The organism is Streptomyces africanus (assembly GCF_030816955.1).
GTDB lineage: Bacteria > Actinomycetota > Actinomycetes > Streptomycetales > Streptomycetaceae > Streptomyces > Streptomyces africanus.
Window position 1 is genome coordinate 464188 of the sequence record NZ_JAUSYP010000001.1, and the last position, 17683, is coordinate 481870.

Here is a 17683-nt window from a genome sequence, read left to right on the forward strand (position 1 = left end):
TAGTCGTGATCCGGCGGATGTGAACATCACTTCTTTTAGTTGTCGATGCGCGCAGTTACGCCCCTCGTCACCGCGCGGCCCCCCGGGGAGCGGTCAGTCCTCGCCCCTGACGATGTTCCAGTCCGGCTCGGAGCGCGCGGCCCGGGTGGTGGCCCGGTCCTCCACGGCGGGGAGGCAGGTCCGCAGCGCGGCCTTGCCGCGCAGGCGGCGTGCCTTCGACCAGCCGGTCTCGGGCCGACGGGCGAGGGGCTTGTCACTGGTCTCCATGGTCGTCACGGCTCATCATCTTCCTTCTGCGTCCTCTGCCGTTCGAGTCCCCTTGAAGAAACCGAGCAAACCCGGGTCGTGATGTCCCGGCCGGGCTCTGAAGTCCCGCGCGCCGCAGGGCTGTTGCCCGCCGCATACGGCGGTCCCGCGCACCGTGCGTGCGCGGGACCGGCCGGCCGGGTGCTGTCGTCAGGTGTTGGGACGCGCGGCGCTGATGTCGCCCAGCGCCGAGTCCGGGTCGCGTTCCATGGCCATGTCGCCCAGGGAGACGATGCCCACGGGGTGGCCGTGGTCGACGACGGGGATACGGCGCACGGAGTGCTCGCGCATCAGCTCCACCGCTTGGTCCAGGTCGTCGTCGGGGCTGACGGTGACCAGGTCGTCACTGCACGCGCCGGCCACGGTGGTCCGCTCCGGGTCCCCGCCCCGGCTGATCGACCGGACCACCAGGTCACGGTCGGTGACCACACCGCGCAGGTCGTCGCCGTCCGTCACCAGGACGACGCCGAGGTCCTCGTCGCGCATGATGCGGGCCACCTCGGCGACGGAGGTCTGCGGCTCGACCGTGGCCGGATCGCTGGTCATGATGTCGCGGACATGCTGAGCCATGACGTTCCTCTTCCTTCGGCTCGGGTTCTCCGTCTTGCGCCGCCCGGGTACCCCGGCGAACGGGCCCGGTCACAGGTGATCCTGGAGGGTCTTCACCGCCCGAGCGCGATCTCCGCCCACACCTGCTTGCCGCCGCTGACCGGCAGAGTCCCCCACGTCGCTGACAGGGCCTCGACGAGGAGGATGCCCCGGCCGCCCGTGGCCTCCCAGCTGATGCTGGCCGGCCGTACCGGGCTGCGCGGGGAGGCGTCGGCGATGGCGACGCGCAGGCGGTTGTTGATGAGCGTGAGGTCCATGCGGACCTGGCCGTCGGTGTGGACGAGGGCGTTGGTGACGAGTTCGGAGACGACGAGCAGGACGGCGTCGACGTCCTCGGTGACGCCCCAGGCGCGCAGGGTGCGCCGGGCGAAGCGGCGGGCGTGCCCGACCGCCTGCGGCACGCGCCACACCGTCCAGCTCTCCCGCAGCGGGCGCAGGTCCATGCCGTCGTAGCGCACCAGGAGCAGGGCGACGTCATCGCTGCGCGGGGCGTTTCCGAGGAGGGCGTCGGCGACGAGACCGAGGTCGGCGGGGGCGGCGTCGGCCAGCCGGCCGGCGAGGCGGGCCATGCCCTCGTCGATGTCGGTGCCGGGCGTCTCGACGAGCCCGTCCGTGGCCAGAGCGATCACGGTGCCGGGCGCAAGGCGCAGCGGGCTCATGGGGAAGTCGGCCTGGGTGATCACCCCGAGGGGCGGGCCGCCCTCGGCCTCGGCGATCTCGGTCCGGCCGTCCGGGTACCGCAGCACCGGCGGCAGGTGCCCGGCGCGCACGCACCAGGCGGAGCCCTCCTCCAGGTCGATGTCGACATAGGCGCAGGTGGCGAAGAGGTCGCTCTCCATGTCCATGAGCAGCCGGTTGGCGTGCCCGACCACCACGTCGGGCGGGTGTCCCTCGACGGCGTAGGCGCGCAGGGCGGTGCGCATCTGGCCCATGAGGGTGGCGGCGCCGGCGCTGTGTCCCTGGACGTCGCCGATGATCAGGGCGACGTGGTGGTCGGGCAGCGGGATGACGTCGTACCAGTCGCCGCCGAGTTCGAGTCCCGCCGTGCTGGGCAGGTAGCGGGCGACGGCGACCGCGCCGGGCAGCCGGGGCAGGCGGCGCGGCAGCAGCTGGCGCTGGAGCATGCCGACGAGTTCGTGTTCGGCGTCGAAGGCCCGGGCCCGCACCAGGGCCTGTCCGGCGAGGCCGGCGCAGGCGGTGAGCAGGGCGCGTTCGTCGGTGCCGAAGTCGTGCGGGGTGTCCCAGCCGATCAGGCAGGCTCCGGCCATCCGGTTCCCGGCGGGCAGCGGCAGGACGGCGAGGCCGCCGGGGCCGACCTCGGCCAGGGCGCGTTCCAGGGGGCTGCCGGCGGGCCAGATCCGGGCCCGGCCCTCGCGCAGCGCGGCGGCGAGGGTGGGCATGGCGCGCACGGGCGCGTCGGGCCACTCGCCGCGCCACTCCGCGCGCCACAGCTCGGGCCAGACCTCGGGTTCGGGCGGGTCGAGGACGGTGACGACGAGCCGGTCGCTCTCCAGCTCGGCGAGGGCGATCCGGTCGGCCCCGAGCGGCCGGCGCAGGGCGGCGACCACGGCGTCGCCGACGTCGCGGACGGTGACGGCGGTGGCCAGCGCGGTGGCCAGACGCTGGACACGGGCCACGTCGGTGACGTCGGAGCGCAGGGTGGAGGCGTCGGCGACGGTGCCCACGAGCCGCGCCGGGTGGCCCTCGCCGCCGGGCAGGAGACGCCCGCTCAGCCGGAGCCACTTCGGCGGCCCGGTGGGCTGGAGCACCCGGAACTCCAGCTCCCGGTCGCCGATGGACATGTGGTCCGCCTCCACGACGGACATCAGCGAGGGCAGGTCCTCCGGCACGGTCAGGCCGAGCAGGGTCTCGACCCGGCCGTCGAACTCCACGGGGTCCAGGCCGAACAGGTCCAGCAGATCGTCGCCGACCCGGACGCGGCCGGTGTCCATGGCGAGGCTGAAGGCGCCCGGCGGCGGGTCACCCCCCTCGGCGGGCGCGGCCGGGGCTGTGAAGGCGACCGCCTCGGAGACGAGTTCCAGGCACGTGCGGTCGTCGGTGTCGAACCCGGCGGAGCGCTCGCTCACGGCGAGCAGGCAACCGCCGCCGTTCCCGTGCAGGGGCAGGGCCATCAGATGGAAGTCCTGGGACGGCACGCGCCGCAACGGGGCGTGCGCGGCGAGTTCGGCCGGGCCCATCGAGACCGGCCGTCCGCCGCGGTGGGCCTCGGCCACCGGGGACCGCCCGGCGCACGGGTAGCTGTCGCGCAGCCCGTACAGCGTCCTGGGCACGCCGGCCGACTCGACGAGGCAGAGCAGTTCCCCGTCCTGGCCGGGCGCGTACACGGCGACGAACGCGGCACCGGCGAAGACGAGTGCCTGTTCGAGGGTGCGGTGCACCCGTTCGGGCGACTCCTGATCGACCGCGATCGCTTTGAGGGCACCTTCGGCACGCAGCGTTCGCGTTCCGCGCTCTTGGGCGCCCTCACTGACCACGTTGGCCATTACAGCGCTTATGAGACACCCGCGCAGCCCCCGTGAGCGTTCCGTGGAGCCGGGCCGGCACGGGCGCTCGAAAGCCACCGAACGGGGCCGCGACCACGGCAGCACCTTCGACATGCACCGCCTGCTGCACTTCGCCAAGGAGCAGGGGCACCAGGAGCGGCTGCTCGACCTGCTCTACCGGGCGAACTTCGCCGAGGAGCGCTCCGTCTTCAGGTTCGCACTGGCGAGCACGAGCAAGCGTGGGGGCGTCCGGTCCGGGCCCGGCCGGCACAGCTCGCCCAGCGGAGGGATGCCGTAGGAATCCGCGCACTCCAGATCCGCCGCGCACACGTCCGGCCGGACGGACGACAGCAGGCCGGGCGCGCCACGCCACGATGTGTCGTGCACCGCGAGATCGGGCTGGTCCCGCAGCCACTCCGCCGGCACCGATCGCACCAGACACTCGTCGTGCACCAGAAGCACCCGGATCACTGCCACCCCCTCGGCTCGCCGTACGCCACGTCGTCATGTCGAGCTCGTCGTGTGGTGAGCTCGACGTGCGTGGGGGCGCACGCGCGGCGCCCATACGCCCTGACGCGCTTCGGCTTCGGCGGCATGGGTCGCGGCGGTCGGGGTACGCGGGCGCCTGCAAGGGGGCCGCGCGTGTGTGACCGACGGTAACCAGGTCGGGCCCCCCGGGCCGCTCGTCGTGCGCGGCGGGCCGCCAGGGAGGACATTTGTTCCTGAGTCCGGTCGCGCGGCCGTGCGAGGAGGTGGTCGGCGTGTCCGACGGGCAGTCGTCCGCACAGGCGCCGGCAGCCGCCAGGACGCCGGTCGGCCGTCCCCTGCTGTCCCTTGCGCTGGCCTCGATGATGGACGAGGTGCACGCCCACTCCGGCGCGGTGTACCTGCTGGGCCGGGACCAGCCCGTGCTGGAGATGGCGGTGATGGCGGGGCTGCCCCGGGCCTTTGCGGCGCCCTGGGAGCGGGTGGGGCTGAGCGCGCCGATCCCGGTCGCCGACGCGGCGCGCGAGCGGCGGCTGGTGTGGGTCGGCGGCGAGGAGGAGATGGCCCGCCGCTACCCGCGGATCGCCATGGTGCTGCCCTATCCGTTCGCCCTGGCCGCGGTGCCGGTGGCCACCGAGTCCACCGTGTACGGCGCGGTGTTCGTGACCTGGCCGGGCGGGCATCCGCAGGATCTGTCCGACCGGGAGCGCGAGCATCTGACGGCGGCCTGCGGGCGGCTGGCGGTCCGGCTGGAGCGGGCCGCCGAGCACAGCATCCCGCCGCATCCCGAGACGGATCTGGTCGCCTCGCCGCTGGTGGGCGGGATGGCCGGCACGCTCGGCACGGTCGAGGCGGCCCGGATGGTGAGCCGGCTGCCGTACGGGCTGGTCTCGCTGGATCTGCACGGGCGGATCGGCTTCGTCAACGCGGCGGCGGCCGAGCTGCTGAACGTCCCGGTCAGCCGGCTGCTCGGCACCCAGCTGTGGGCGTCGGTGCCGTGGCTCAACGACCCGGTGTACGAGGACCGTTACCGGGCCGCGCTGATGAGCCAGCACACCGCCTCGTTCGTGGCGCTGCGCCCGCCCGGGGAGTGGCTGTCGTTCCGGTTGTATCCGAGCACGACCGGCCTCAGCGTCCGGATCACCCGGGCGCGGGCCATGGCGGAGATGAACCGGACCGCACCGCCGCCCGACGGGACGCCGACCCGGCTGGTCACCATCACGCAGGTGCTGAACCTGGCCAGTGCGCTCACCGAGGCGGTCGGGGTGCAGGACGTGGTGCAGCTGGTCGCGGACGAGATCGCCCCGGCCGTGGGCAGCCAGGCTCTGGTCCTGCTGGGCTCGCGGGCCAACCGGCTGCGGGTGCTCGGGCATCGCGGGTACCGGGACGCGTCCGTGGTGGAACGGTTCGACGGGATGCCGCTGACCGAACCGACCCCCGGCACGCACGTGCTGCGGACGGGCGTGCCCGCCTTCTTCGAGTCGCAGGAGCAGCTGGAGCGCCTCTACCCGGCGCGGGGCGCGCGGCCCGACGGGTTCGCGGCCTGGGCGTATCTGCCGCTGATCGTCCAGAGTCGGCCGGTGGGGACGTGCGTGCTCTCCTACGCCGAGCCGCACCCCTTCCCGACGGAGGAACGGGCGGTGATGACCAGCCTGGCCGGGCTGATCGCCCAGGCGCTGGAGCGGGCGCTGCTCTACGACGCCAAGCACCGGCTCGCGCACGGCCTCCAGGAGGCGCTGCTGCCGCACTCCCTGCCGTCGCTGCCCGGCATCGAGGCGGCCGCCCGCTATGTGCCGGCCACGCAGGGCATGGACATCGGCGGCGACTTCTACGACCTGGTGCGCACCCAGGGCATGGCGGCGGCGGTGATCGGGGACGTGCAGGGCCACAACGTCACGGCGGCCGGGCTGATGGGGCAGGTCCGCACCGCGGTGCGCGCGTACACGGCCGTGGGGCAGGCGCCCGAGGAGGTCATGCGCAGCACCAACCGGCTGCTGCTGGACCTGGGGGCCGACCTGTTCGCCAGCTGCCTGTACCTGCGGCTCGACCCGGCGCGCGGCCGGGCCGTGATGTCCCGGGCGGGTCATCCGCCGCCGCTGCTGAGACGCCCGGACGGGCGGGTACGCGTGCTCGACCTGGCCGGCGGCCCGCTGCTGGGCATCGACGCCTCCGCGGTGTACCCGACGACGGAGGTCGCCTTCGCCCCCGGCTCCCTGCTCGTCCTCTACACCGACGGGCTGGTCGAGTCCCCCGGCACCGACTTCGAGGAGGCCCTCGCGGGCCTGGGCCGTCGCCTGGCCGACGCCGGGGACCAGCCGCTGGACGAGCTGGCCGACAGCCTCGTCCGTCCGGAGCACCACCGCGCGGACGGAGAGGAACGGCTCGACGACATCGCCCTGTTGCTGCTCAGGGCCGTCGGGTAGGGCCCCGGACGTTCCGTTCTCCCGCGGAACTCCGCCGACACGCGGACGGGCCGGTCCTCCCGCCGGAGGACCGACCCGGTCCACCGCCGACCGAAACCGCGAAAGCGCGGCGCAGGCCGGTCGGTGGCTTCGCACGCCCGTGGCCGGGCCGGCCCGGAACCGCGGCTCGGCCCTGTCCGACATCGCCACCGTCGCCGCGCTGTCCGCCCAGGCCCACGGCCGGCGACCGGGAACGCCCACGAGCGCCCCGGCCCCAGAACCGCCCGAGCACGCCTCAAGCCACTCGGCGACGGAAACGCCGGTGGACGCCGCCGACCCGGAACCCCGGCTCGGCCCGGTCAGCGACCGGGAACGCCCACGAACCCCCCGCCCCAGCCGCCCGAGCACGCCTCAAGCCACTCGGCGACGGAAACGCCGGTGTGCCGGCCCGGTCCCGCCAGGGAGGTGGCGGAACCAGGCCGGCATCGTCGGACCGTTTGCCGACGTCTTCGGGTCAGCGGGACTCGGTCAGACCGGAGTGGTCCTCGGCACCCTGGCCCGCGTCCTGACCGGCGCCCGCACCGGCGCCCGCTTCCTCGCCGCCGGCCTGCTCACCGGCACCAGCACCGGCCCCGGCCCCGGCCTCCTCACCGGCACCGGCACCAGCGCCGGCTTCCTCACCGGCACCGGCCTCGCCGCCTGCACCGGCCTCCTCACCGGCACCGGCCTCGCCGCCCGCACCGGCCTCACCGGCTCCAGCCTCCTCACCGGCGCCCGCTTCCTCACCGGCACCGGCACCAGCGCCGGCGTCGTCGCCGGCACCGGCTCCCTCGCCCGCACCGGCCTCTCCACCCGCGCCGCCGGCCGCGCCGCCCGCGCCGAGGGTCGCGCCCACGGCTTCCAGGGCGGTGGTCACCGGCTGGAAGAACGTCTCGCCGCCGGCCGTGCAGTCACCGCTGCCGCCCGAGGTCAGGCCGATCGCGAGACCGTCCTGGGTGAACAGCGAGCCGCCGCTGTCGCCGGGCTCGGCGCAGACGTCGGTCTGGATGAGGCCGGTGACCGTGCCCTCCGGGTAGTTCACCGTGGCGTCGAGGCCGAGGACCTGGCCGTCGTTGAGCCCGGTGGTGCTGCCCATCCGGAAGACCTCCTGGCCGACGGTCGCCTCCGCGGCCTCGGTGATCTGGACGGTCTGGTCGCCGGTGTTGACCTCGCTGGGCGCCTCGGTCGCCGGGTCGTCGTACTTCACCAGCGCGAAGTCGCCGTCGCCGGGGAAGGTCGCCTGGTCGACGGTGGCGATCGGCTGGCCGCCCTGCGTGTCCGACCACTCGTTGCCGCCGAGGGTGCAGTGACCGGCCGTCAGGAAGGCCGGCGAGCCGTCGCCCGCGGTGACGTTGAAGCCGAGGGAGCAGCGCGAGCCGCCCGCGAAGATGGCGTCACCGCCCGAGACGAACGGCTTGAACGTGCCCGAGGACTTCTTGAGGGTCGCCATGCCGGAGCCGAGGCTCTGCACGGTGGACTCCAGTCTGTCCCACTTGGCGCCGGTCACGGTGCTGTCGGCCGTCACCAGGAGCTTGTTGGTGACCGGGTCGATCGACCACGAGGTGCCCGCGATGGTCGCGTCCGACTTCAGGGTCTGCGCCCCGCTCTTCAGCTCCGACCAGCTGTTGTCGACCTCGCGGACCTTCGCGCCCGCCGCCTTCGCCTGCACGACCACGTTGTTGTTGTCGCCCGGTACGACGTTGACGACGAGCTGCTGGCTGTCGCTGTCGTAGTAGGAGCCGCCGAACGCCTCACCGAGGAGCCCGGAGAGCTGCGAGGCGAGATCCGAGGCGTCGCCCGCCTTCAGGGTCTTCGGCGCGGCCGCCGCGCCGTCGGACGAACCGTCCTGCGAGGCGTTGGCGTTGGGGAGCAGGATCGCGGCCGCGCCGAGCGCCACCACGCTGCCCGCCGCTATCGCGGCCTTGCGCTTCGGAATTCGCTTGTGACTCAAACTTCTCTCCTCCTGGGGAACGGAGTAGGTGCCGCCGTCCGGCAGCTTTGGGGGGCGCCTGGATGGCTGTTGGTACGCACGGGCTTCCTGGGGCGTTCAATTCCGTTTGCAAGTGATCCGTTCGCATCGCGGAATCAGCCAACTCCCGCCACCCGCGCACCGACCGCGCGGTCTGCGACCGTCCTGGTCACAGCGGCACGCCGCAGAAGGCGAGGGGCGTCGGCCCACGGCCGCCCATGGCCGGATGACGGCGTGTCAGCCACAGCTCCAGTGACGACCCACCGAACCGACACAGTCCGTATCCGAGCGGGAACGATCTGTTGTGATCACGGAGTCGAATCCCACCTTCAGCGAATCTGCACACCGAATGCTCAACCCGGTCACCGAGTCGAGGATTGACCACGCGCCGACCGCGTCGGTCACGCCTTTGGGGCGGGAGTGCCGGATTCGCCGCTCCCCGGAACAAGGGGCCCGATGAGCCGATGCCGTGACGCATGTGAAGAACTGGCCACGAAGGCGTGCGCAGACCTGCACTCTTCGGTGCGGCTGAGGCGCAAGTTGCCTGGTGGGACGGGTGGTTGATTGGAAGCCCGCGCCCGCAGCGTGCTTTGATCCATCGCACTGCGGGGGCCGCACAGGGCACTCGGAAACGAGAGTCCGGCACCCGCGGTCGCGGCCGTCATCTGTCCCCAGAGGGGGCCGCTCCCCCCTTGTGAGATATCCATATGAAGGGAAGTTCCATCATGAACTCCACCCCCCAGGTTGAGACCGTCGAGATCGCTGACGCCCAGCTCGACGCCATCTCCGGCGGCCTGTCCGTGAACGCTGTCAACACCGTCACCGACACCGTCGACGGCATCGCTCCGGTTTCCGGCGTGGTCGACACGGCCGTCGGCACGGTCGAGGGTGTCACCGGCCTGAACACGGCCCCGGTCACCAACCTGGTCTCCGGTCTCTGATCGAGCCCCAGTGCCGTTGACTCCCGGAGCCGCAGCCGGCGGTTCCGGGATCTTCGGGTGCCGTAACAGCCTCTGCTACGGCCGTAAGAACCTCTTCTACGGGTGAGGGAAGTTCCTTGCAGTTCCGCCAACAGGCCCTCGCCAAGCTCCAGTCACCTGAGGAACTCGACCTTCCGGTGCGTTTCGCCCGCCCGCAGGGCTGGCTGGTGCTCTCGGTGACGGTCGTCGCGATGGCGGCCGCCTCGGTATGGGCGGTGACCGGCTCGGTGACCTCCACCGTCAGCGCACCCGCCATCCTCACGCACGGGCAGGGCAGTTACCTCCTGCAGAGCCCCGTCGCGGGCCAGGTCACCGCGGTGCTCGCGCAGCAGGGCGAGACGCTGCCGGCGAACTCCCCCGTGCTCAAGGTCCGTACGCCCAAGGGCGAAACCGTCGTCCGCACCCTCGACGCGGGCCGTGTCTCCGCGCTCGCCGCGACCGTCGGGCAGATCATCCAGACCGGCGCGAACGTCGCCTCCGTCGAGAAGGTCGCCCACACCAAGGACGCGCTGTACGCGACGGTCTACGTCCCCGCCGAGAACGCCGCCTCGATACCCGACGACGCCGCCGTCGACCTGACCGTGCAGTCGGTGCCGACGCAGGAGTACGGCGTGCTGCGCGGCCATGTGAAGTCCGTGGACCGCGCGGCCCAGTCCCCGCAGCAGATCGCCGCGTTCCTCGGGGACAGCCAGCTGGGCGAGCAGTTCACGAAGAAGGGCAGGCCGGTGGCCGTGACGGTCCGGCTGGACAAGTCGTCCGCCACGAAGAGCGGGTACAAGTGGTCGTCCGCGGACGGGCCGCCGTTCAAGCTGACCTCCATGACGCTGGCCTCGGGGTCGATCCGGCTGGCCGACCAGCGTCCCGTCGACTGGCTGCTGCCGTGACCGCGACCGCACCGGACACCCGGGGCCGGCGCCGCGCCGCCCCGCCCAGGCGCAAGGTGCCCAAGGCCGGGGCGAAGACCGTCCGCACGCCCACCGTGCTCCAGATGGAGGCCGTCGAGTGCGGCGCCGCCTCCCTGGCGATGGTGCTCGGCCACTACGGCAAGCACGTCCCGCTGGAGGAGCTGCGCATCGCCTGCGGCGTCTCCCGCGACGGCTCGCGCGCCAGCAACCTCCTCAAGGCAGCCCGCAGTTACGGCCTGACGGCCAAGGGCATGCAGATGGACCTGGCCGCCCTCGCCGAGGTGAAGTCGCCGGCCATCCTGTTCTGGGAGTTCAACCACTACGTCGTCTACGACGGCATGGGCCGCCGCTTCGGCCGCCGCGGCGTCTACATCAACGACCCCGGCAAGGGCCGCCGTTTCGTCCCCATGGAGGACTTCGACGGCAGCTTCACCGGTGTCGTGCTCGTCATGGAACCCGGCGAGGACTTCACCCGGGGCGGCCGCAAGCCCGGCATCCTGGGCGCCATGCCCGCGCGGCTGCGCGGCACCGCGGGCACGATGCCCGCCGCCGTCCTGTCGAGCCTGCTCCTGGTGGCGGTCGGCGCGGCGGTGCCCGCGCTCAGCCGCACCTACATCGACGAGTTCCTGATCGGGAACCAGACCTCGCTGCTGGGCGTGCTGTTCGCGTCGATGGCGGCGTGCGTGCTGCTCACGGTCGTGCTCACCTGGCTCCAGCAGGCCAACCTGCTGCGCGGCCGCATCATCTCCTCCACCCTGTCCAGCGCCCGCTTCCTGCGCCATCTGCTGCGGCTGCCGGTGACGTTCTTCTCCCAGCGCAGCCCGGCCGACCTGGTGCAGCGGCTCCAGTCCAACGACGCGGTCGCCGAGACGCTGTCCCGCGACCTCGCGGCGGCGGGCGTGGACGCGGTCGTCGTCGTCCTGTACGCGGTGCTGCTGTACACCTACGACCCGCAGCTGACGTTCGTCGGCATCGGCGTGGCGCTGCTGAACATCGTCGCGATGCGGGTGGTGATCCGGCTGCGCGCCACGCGCACGGCGAAGCTGCGCGCCGACACGGCCCGGCTCACCAACACCGCCTACACCGGCCTCCAGCTGATCGAGACGATGAAGGCGACCGGCGGCGAGGACGGCTACTTCCGCAAGTGGGCCGGGCAGCACGCCACCACGCTGGAGGAGCAGCAGCGGCTCGGTGTGCCGAGCGCCTGGCTGGGCGTGGTCGCGCCGACGCTCGCGACCCTGAACAGCGCGCTGATCCTCTGGATCGGCGGCATGCGGGCGGTCGAGGGCCACATCTCGGTCGGTCTGCTGGTCGCCTTCCAGGCCCTGGTCACCCGGTTCACGGCCCCGCTGACCCGGCTCAACGGCGTCGCGGGCCGCATCCAGGACTTCGCGGCCGACGTGGCGCGGCTGAAGGACGTGGAGAACTTCAAGGCCGATCCGCTCTACGGCCGCCCCGAGTCCGGCGAGTCGACGCGCCGCCTGCAGGGCCATGTCGAGCTGGAGAACATCACCTTCGGCTACAGCCCGCTCGACAAGCCCCTGCTCACCGGCTTCGACCTGACGGTCGGTCCGGGTCAGCAGGTCGCGCTGGTCGGCGGGTCCGGCAGCGGCAAGTCCACGGTGTCCCGGCTGATCTCCGGCCTGTACGCGCCGTGGGACGGCGTGATCCGCATCGACGGACAGCGTATCGAGGACATCCCGCGCGGGGCGCTGGCCGCCTCCGTCTCCTTCGTCGACCAGGACGTGTTCCTCTTCGAGGGCACGGTCCGCGACAACGTGGCGCTGTGGGACCCGTCGATCCCGGACGAGGCGGTGGAGGACGCGCTGCGCGACGCCGCCCTGTACGACGTGATCACGCGGCGTCCGGGCGGCATCCACAGCAAGGTCGAGCAGGACGGGCGCAACTTCTCCGGCGGGCAGCGCCAGCGCCTGGAGATCGCGCGGGCGCTGGTGCGCCGGCCGAGCATCCTGGTGCTCGACGAGGTGACGAGCGCGCTGGACGCGGAGACCGAGCTGGTCGTGATGGACAACCTGCGCAGGCGCGGCTGTGCCTGTGTGGTGATCGCGCACCGGCTCAGCACCGTCCGCGACAGTGACGAGATCGTCGTCCTCCAGCACGGCACGGTCGTGGAGCGGGGACGGCACGAGGACCTGGTGGCGCGCGGCGGAGCCTACGCGGCACTGGTCAGGGAGCGGTGAGATGACGGCCGTTCAGGGACATGAGGGCGACCTCGTCCTCAACGCGTTCGGGCAGATGGGCTCGCGCATCGACTGCGCCGGGTTCAACCGCCTGGACCTGGAGGGCCCGCAGGTGCTGTGGCTGGTCGCGTCGGGTGCCGTCGACCTGTTCGCGGTGGACGCCGGCCAGCAGGGCCACTGGCACCATCTGGGCCGCCTGGAGGCGGGCTCGCTGGTGCTCGGACCGGTGCCGGGGCCCCAGCACACGCTGGTGGCCCGCCCGCTGCGGGACTGCGTGGTGCACCGCATCGGCCTGCGCGAGCTGTACCAGCCCGCCAACACCGCGACCTGGTCGTACGACGAGTACGGCAACCCGCAGTACGTGCCGCCGACGACGAGTCCGCTGGAGTACGCCCTCGCCCTGGGTGTCGGCCGGAGCCTGTCGATCCTCTTCCAGGCGCCGATGGCCACCGAAGGGGCCGCCGCGCCCACGGACGACGACGTGTTCTGGATGCAGGTGCCGCCGGGCAGCGTGCAGTACGGCTCGCTGTACGGCGCGGAGGCCGCGGCCGACCTGCTGATGGACCCGGCGCTGTGGCAGTCCATGGTCGACCAGCAGTACCGCCTGCTGACCACGCTGGACCGCTGGATCGAGCAGCTGGAGCGCACCCACGAGTCGCGCACGGCCGAGGGCATCAAGGCCGGTGAGGCGGTACGCGCCCAGGCCGACCAGACGCTGCTCGCCTCCATCGGCAAGCGGTCGTCGAAGCGGACCACCGCGGCCGACGCCGACGCCACGTACGCGGCGTGCAAGCTGGTCGCGCAGGCCGCCGGGATCAGCCTCACCGAGCCCACCCAGAAGGGCACCGGCGGCGACCGCCTCGACCCGGTCGAGCAGGTCGCCCTGGCCTCCCGCGTCCGCACCCGGGCCGTGCGCCTGGACGGCCGCTGGTGGCGGGACAACGTCGGGCCGCTGGTCGGTCACCGTGCCCTGTCGGGCGCGCCGGTGGCGCTGCTGTGGCGGCGCGGCGGATACGTCGCCGTCCATCCGTCGACCGGCCGCGAGACGCCGATCGAGAAGGCCAACGCCGACGAGTTCGAGCCGCGCGCGGTGATGTTCTACCGCCCGCTGCCGGAACGGGGGCTCAGTCCGCTGAGGCTGCTGCGGTTCTGCATGCAGGGCATTCGGGGAGACCTGACGGGGCTGCTGCTCAGCGGACTGGTCACGGTGGCGATCGGCGCCCTGGTGCCCATCGCGACCGGCAAGGTGCTCGGCGAGTTCGTGCCGAAGGCGCAGACGGACCTCATCGTGCAGGTCTGTATGGCGGTGATGCTCAGCAGCGTGGTGTCGGCGGCCTTCATGCTGTTGCAGAACCTGACCATCCTGCGGCTGGAGGGCCGGGTCGAGGCCACGCTCCAGCCGGCCGTGTGGGACCGGCTGCTGAGGCTGCCGACGAGGTTCTTCACCGAGCGCTCCACCGGCGAACTGGCCAGCGCGGCCATGGGCATCAGCTCGATCCGCAGACTGCTGGCGGGAGTCGGGCCGACGGTCGCCCAGTCGGTGACGGTCGGGGCGATGAACCTGGGGCTGCTGCTGTGGTTCAGCGTGCCGATGGCGATGGCCGCGATCGGCATGCTCGTGGTCATCGCGGCCGTGTTCCTCGGGCTGGGGCTGTGGCAGGTGCGGTGGCAGCGGCGGCTGGTCGTGCTCAGCAACAAGCTGAACAACCAGGCCTTCCAGACGCTGCGCGGTCTGCCCAAGCTGCGGGTGGCCGCCGCCGAGAACTACGCGTACGCCGCGTGGGCGTCCCAGTTCGCGCGCAGCCGTGAGCTCCAGCAGAAGGTCGGCCGCATCAAGAACCTCACGACGGTGCTGGGCGCGGTGTATCTGCCGCTGTGCACGCTGCTGATGTTCATGCTGCTGGCGGGTCCGGCCCGGGGATCGATGTCGGCGGCCGCGTTCCTCACCTTCAACACCTCGGTGACGATGGTGCTGACCTCGGTGACCCAGCTGACGGGCGCGTTCGTCTCGGCCGTGGCGGCGCTGCCGCTGTTCGAGGAGATCAAGCCGGTGCTGGACGCGACGCCGGAGGTGCGCACGGCGAGCACGCGTCCGGGCCCGCTGTCCGGGGCGCTGGAGGCGCGGCGGCTGTCCTTCCGCTACTCGGACGACGGTCCGCTCGTGCTGGACGACGTGTCGTTCGAGGTGCGGCCGGGCGAGTTCGTCGCGGTCGTCGGCCCGAGCGGCTGCGGCAAGTCGACGCTGCTGCGCCTGCTGATCGGCTTCGACCGCCCGGTGTCGGGCAGCGTCCTCTACGACGGTCAGGACCTGGCCGCGCTCGACCAGTCGGCGGTGCGCCGCCAGTGCGGGGTGGTGCTCCAGCACGCGCAGCCGTTCACCGGCTCGATCCTGGACGTCATCTGCGGCACCGAGCCGTACACGCCGGAGGAGGCGATGGCGGCGGCCGAGATGGCCGGGCTCGCCGAGGACATCAAGCGGATGCCGATGGGCCTGCACACCATCGTCTCGGGCAGCGGCGCCGTCTCCGGCGGCCAGCGCCAGCGGCTGATGATCGCCCAGGCGCTGATCCGCCGGCCGCGCATCCTCTTCTTCGACGAGGCGACCAGCGCCCTCGACAACGAGACCCAGCGCACGGTCATCGAGAGCACCAAGGCCCTCAACGCCACCCGGATCGTCATCGCCCACCGGCTGTCGACCGTGATGGACGCCGACCGGGTCGTGGTGATGGAGGACGGCAAGGTCGTCCAGCAGGGCCCGCCCGCCCAGCTGCTCGCCGACACCGGCGGCCGGCTGCACGAGCTGGTACGGCGCCAGATGGCGTGACGATCCCCGGCGCGCCCGGTGGCGTGTCTTCGCCGTACGCCGGGGCCCTGACCGTTGGGCTCGCCGGGAAGTGGGTACCCACGGCCCATGCGAATCAGCGTGGTGGACGTGGGATCGAACACGGTCAGACTGGTGGTCGCGGACGCGGACGGCGGCGTACCGCTTCCGGTGCACACCGCCAAGTGGCGGCTCAGGCTGTCCGAGCAGGTCACACCGGGGGGACCCATCCCTGAGCCGGCCGTCGAACAACTGGTGCACGCGGTCGCCGAGGCCGGCCGGACCGCCGCCCGGTGGGGCGCGGCCGCCCCGCTGGCGTTCGCGACCGCCGTGGTGCGCGGCGCGTCGAACCGGCACGAGGTGCTGCACGCCGTCCGGGCCCGTACCGGCGTGGACCTGTGCACCCTGCCGGGCGAGGTCGAGGCGGAGCTGACGTTCCTCGGGGCCCGGCGCTGGATGGGCTGGCGGTCGGGTCCGCTCGCCCTGCTGGACATCGGCGGCGGCTCTCTCGAAGTCGCCTTCGGGCGTGGCCGGTTGCCCGATTTCGTGGCCTCGCTGCCGCTGGGCGCGGGACGGCTCACCCACGAGTTCTTCCAGGACGAGGACCCGCCGTCGCCGGAGCGGGTGCGGGCGCTGCGCCGCAAGGTCCGCCACCAGCTGCGGGACGTCGCGGCACGGATCCGCTGGGAGGGCCCGCGCACCGCGGTCGCCACCTCCCGCACCTTCCAGCAGCTGGGACGGCTGTGCGGTACGGCTCCCGGACGCCACGGCCCGTTCGTGGACCGGGTGTTGCACCGCGCGGCGCTGCGGGAGGCGATCCCGCGGCTGGCCGCCCTGCCCGCCGCCGAACGCGCGCAGCTGCCCGGCATCTCCGCGCCGCGGGCCGCGCAGAGCCTGGCCGGAGCGGTGGTCGGGCACACCGCGATGAAGCTGACCGGCCTCAGGTCCGTCACGGTCTGCCCCTGGGCGATCCGCGAGGGCGTGCTGCTGCGGCACATCGAGGACGGCCCGGCCTGGTGGGCGGAGGTCACCCGCCGCACCGAGGAGGCGGACCCTCCCGACCCGGTGCCGCTGCGCATCGCCGCCGCCTCCACCTGAACGCCACCAGACGACAATGGACACACCGAACGGAAGGAGACCCCCGTGTCCCAGGAGAAGAACCACGACGGCTCCGGCAAGAAGCCCGAGACGGCGCTGGAGGAGGTCCTGCGCGAGGTCGAGGACGCCGAGAACCGCACCGAGGACTCCGCCGAGCAGCGACGCCACCGGGGCGAGGCCGGAGAGGCCATCACCCCCAACACGCGCGCCCAGGAGGAGTCCCACGGGGACTGAGAGAAGGAACCCGGTCCGGCCCTTTCACGGCGTGCCGGGGCCCCTTTCCGCAGGCGCTACGCGGGTAGGTGACTCCGGCCGCCGGCCGGGTACCCGGGGCGCATGGAGCACGACCGTGGAGCACCAGGACTGCCCGCCCCGCGCGGCCCACTGAGCGAGGGCGTCAAGGGGTACCTGCGGGGTACGGGCCGGCTGCCCCGCCTCGAGGACGTCGCCCGGGCCGCGGTGTACGGCGAGGATCTCCAGCTGGCCCTGTACCTGTGCTACGAGCTGCACTACCGCGGGTTCGCGGGGGTGTCCCCGGACCGCGAGTGGGACCCCGAGCTGCTGCGCACCCGCGCGGCCCTGGAACACCGCTTCCTGTCCGCCCTGCGCGCCGACGCGCGGGTCCATGACAGCGTGGACGGGGCGCTGGCGGGCCTCCTGGTCGAGCCCGTCGACGGCACGGGCGTGAGCCACTTCCTGCGCGACGAGGGCGAGCTGTGGCACCTGCGCGAGTACGCGGCCCAGCGCTCCCTGTACCACCTCAAGGAAGCCGACCCGCACGCCTGGGTGCTGCCGCGGCTGTGGGGCCGGGCGAAGGCGGGAATGGCGGCGGTGGAGTTCGACGAGTGGGGCGGCGGCCGGGCCGACCGTGTGCACGCCCGGCTGTTCGCCGACCTGATGACGGATCTGGGGCTGGACACCACCTACGGCCGCTACGTCGACGCGGCGTGCGCCGAGGCCCTGGTCACCGTGAACCTCATGTCCCTCTTCGGCCTGCACCGGTCACTCAGGGGCGCCCTGGTCGGCCACTTCGCGACGGTCGAGATCACCTCGTCGCCGGGTTCGCGGCGGCTCGCCGAGGCGATGCGCCGCACCGGCGCCGGGCCGGCGGCCGAGCACTTCTACGACGAGCACGTCGAGGCCGACGCGGTCCACGAGCAGGTGGTGCGCCACGACGTCATCGGCGGCCTGCTGGAGGAGGAGCCGCAGCTGGCCGCGGACGTCGCGTTCGGGATCGACGCCACCGGGTTCGTCGAGGACCGCTTCGGCGCCCGGCTGCTCGCCGACTGGCGTGCGTCACGTTCGTCACTGTGTGCACCGCTTGACCGTGAAACAGCCCATATATCCTGAAGAGCCGGGTACC

12 protein-coding genes and 2 pseudogenes are annotated in these 17683 nt (G+C 72.8%); 9 read left to right on the top strand and 5 right to left on the bottom strand.

The window, feature by feature from the left end:
• Positions 1-93: 93 nt before the first annotated feature.
• The 3 genes from QF034_RS02430 to QF034_RS02440 form a co-directional block, all read right to left on the bottom strand.
• Entirely contained in the window at positions 94-276 is a 183-nt protein-coding gene (locus QF034_RS02430) for a hypothetical protein (RefSeq protein ID WP_307180113.1), read from the bottom strand.
• Between the two features lie 180 nt (positions 277-456).
• Positions 457-876, bottom strand: a complete 420-nt coding sequence (locus QF034_RS02435) for a CBS domain-containing protein (protein WP_086564086.1) — start codon at positions 874-876, stop codon at positions 457-459.
• Positions 877-968: 92 nt separating this feature from the next.
• Positions 969-3419 (bottom strand): SpoIIE family protein phosphatase, encoded by a 2451-nt coding sequence (locus QF034_RS02440; protein WP_307173317.1) that lies wholly within the window; start codon positions 3417-3419, stop codon positions 969-971.
• An 82-nt stretch (positions 3420-3501) separates the two neighbouring features.
• Between QF034_RS02440 and QF034_RS02445 the strand changes: the two are divergent.
• Positions 3502-3630: pseudogene (locus tag QF034_RS02445) on the top strand (DsbA family oxidoreductase); the annotation flags it as partial.
• A gap of 2 nt (positions 3631-3632) precedes the next feature.
• On the opposite strand, the pseudogene QF034_RS02450 reads toward QF034_RS02445, so the two are convergent.
• Positions 3633-3890 (bottom strand): annotated as a pseudogene (locus QF034_RS02450) (helix-turn-helix domain-containing protein); the annotation flags it as partial.
• Between the two features lie 281 nt (positions 3891-4171).
• Between QF034_RS02450 and QF034_RS02455 the strand changes: the two are divergent.
• Positions 4172-6328 (top strand): SpoIIE family protein phosphatase, encoded by a 2157-nt coding sequence (locus QF034_RS02455; protein ID WP_370880930.1) that lies wholly within the window; start codon positions 4172-4174, stop codon positions 6326-6328.
• A gap of 493 nt (positions 6329-6821) precedes the next feature.
• Here the strand turns inward: QF034_RS02455 and QF034_RS02460 are convergent, their stop codons facing one another.
• On the bottom strand, positions 6822-8297 hold the full coding sequence (locus QF034_RS02460) for a S1 family peptidase (RefSeq protein ID WP_307173319.1): 1476 nt from the start codon (positions 8295-8297) through the stop codon (positions 6822-6824).
• A gap of 743 nt (positions 8298-9040) precedes the next feature.
• Here QF034_RS02460 and QF034_RS02465 point away from each other — a divergent pair.
• From QF034_RS02465 to QF034_RS02495, 7 genes are all read left to right on the top strand, one after another.
• Positions 9041-9256: a type A2 lantipeptide gene (locus tag QF034_RS02465; RefSeq protein WP_307173320.1), complete on the top strand. Its 216-nt coding sequence runs from the start codon at positions 9041-9043 to the stop codon at positions 9254-9256.
• A gap of 116 nt (positions 9257-9372) precedes the next feature.
• Positions 9373-10179, top strand: coding sequence for a biotin/lipoyl-containing protein (locus QF034_RS02470; protein WP_307173321.1), 807 nt, complete (start codon positions 9373-9375; stop codon positions 10177-10179).
• A complete protein-coding gene (locus tag QF034_RS02475) occupies positions 10176-12401 on the top strand; it encodes an NHLP family bacteriocin export ABC transporter peptidase/permease/ATPase subunit (protein WP_307173322.1) in 2226 nt (741 codons plus the stop codon). Before QF034_RS02470 ends, QF034_RS02475 begins: the two co-directional genes overlap by 4 nt.
• Position 12402: 1 nt before the next feature.
• The gene (locus tag QF034_RS02480; RefSeq protein ID WP_307173323.1) at positions 12403-15225 is read left to right on the top strand and encodes an NHLP bacteriocin export ABC transporter permease/ATPase subunit; all 2823 of its coding nucleotides are present in this window, start codon (positions 12403-12405) and stop codon (positions 15223-15225) included.
• Between the two features lie 87 nt (positions 15226-15312).
• On the top strand, positions 15313-16320 hold the full coding sequence (locus tag QF034_RS02485) for a Ppx/GppA family phosphatase (RefSeq protein WP_307173324.1): 1008 nt from the start codon (positions 15313-15315) through the stop codon (positions 16318-16320).
• 45 nt (positions 16321-16365) lie between these two features.
• A complete protein-coding gene (locus tag QF034_RS02490; protein ID WP_307173325.1) occupies positions 16366-16554 on the top strand; it encodes a hypothetical protein in 189 nt (62 codons plus the stop codon).
• Positions 16555-16656: 102 nt separating this feature from the next.
• On the top strand, positions 16657-17670 hold the full coding sequence (locus QF034_RS02495) for an iron-containing redox enzyme family protein (RefSeq protein ID WP_307173326.1): 1014 nt from the start codon (positions 16657-16659) through the stop codon (positions 17668-17670).
• Positions 17671-17683 lie beyond the last annotated feature (13 nt).

Bases quoted from the DNA above. Each gene is read 5' to 3' on its own strand.
- QF034_RS02480 (WP_307173323.1), top strand. From the start codon at position 12,403: ATGACGGCCGTTCAGGGACATGAGGGCGACCTCGTCCTCAACGCGTTC.
- QF034_RS02465 (WP_307173320.1), top strand. From the start codon at position 9,041: ATGAACTCCACCCCCCAGGTTGAGACCGTCGAGATCGCTGACGCCCAG.
- QF034_RS02495 (WP_307173326.1), top strand. From the start codon at position 16,657: ATGGAGCACGACCGTGGAGCACCAGGACTGCCCGCCCCGCGCGGCCCA.
- QF034_RS02440 (WP_307173317.1), bottom strand. From the start codon at position 3,419: ATGGCCAACGTGGTCAGTGAGGGCGCCCAAGAGCGCGGAACGCGAACG.
- QF034_RS02435 (WP_086564086.1), bottom strand. From the start codon at position 876: ATGGCTCAGCATGTCCGCGACATCATGACCAGCGATCCGGCCACGGTC.
- QF034_RS02485 (WP_307173324.1), top strand. From the start codon at position 15,313: ATGCGAATCAGCGTGGTGGACGTGGGATCGAACACGGTCAGACTGGTG.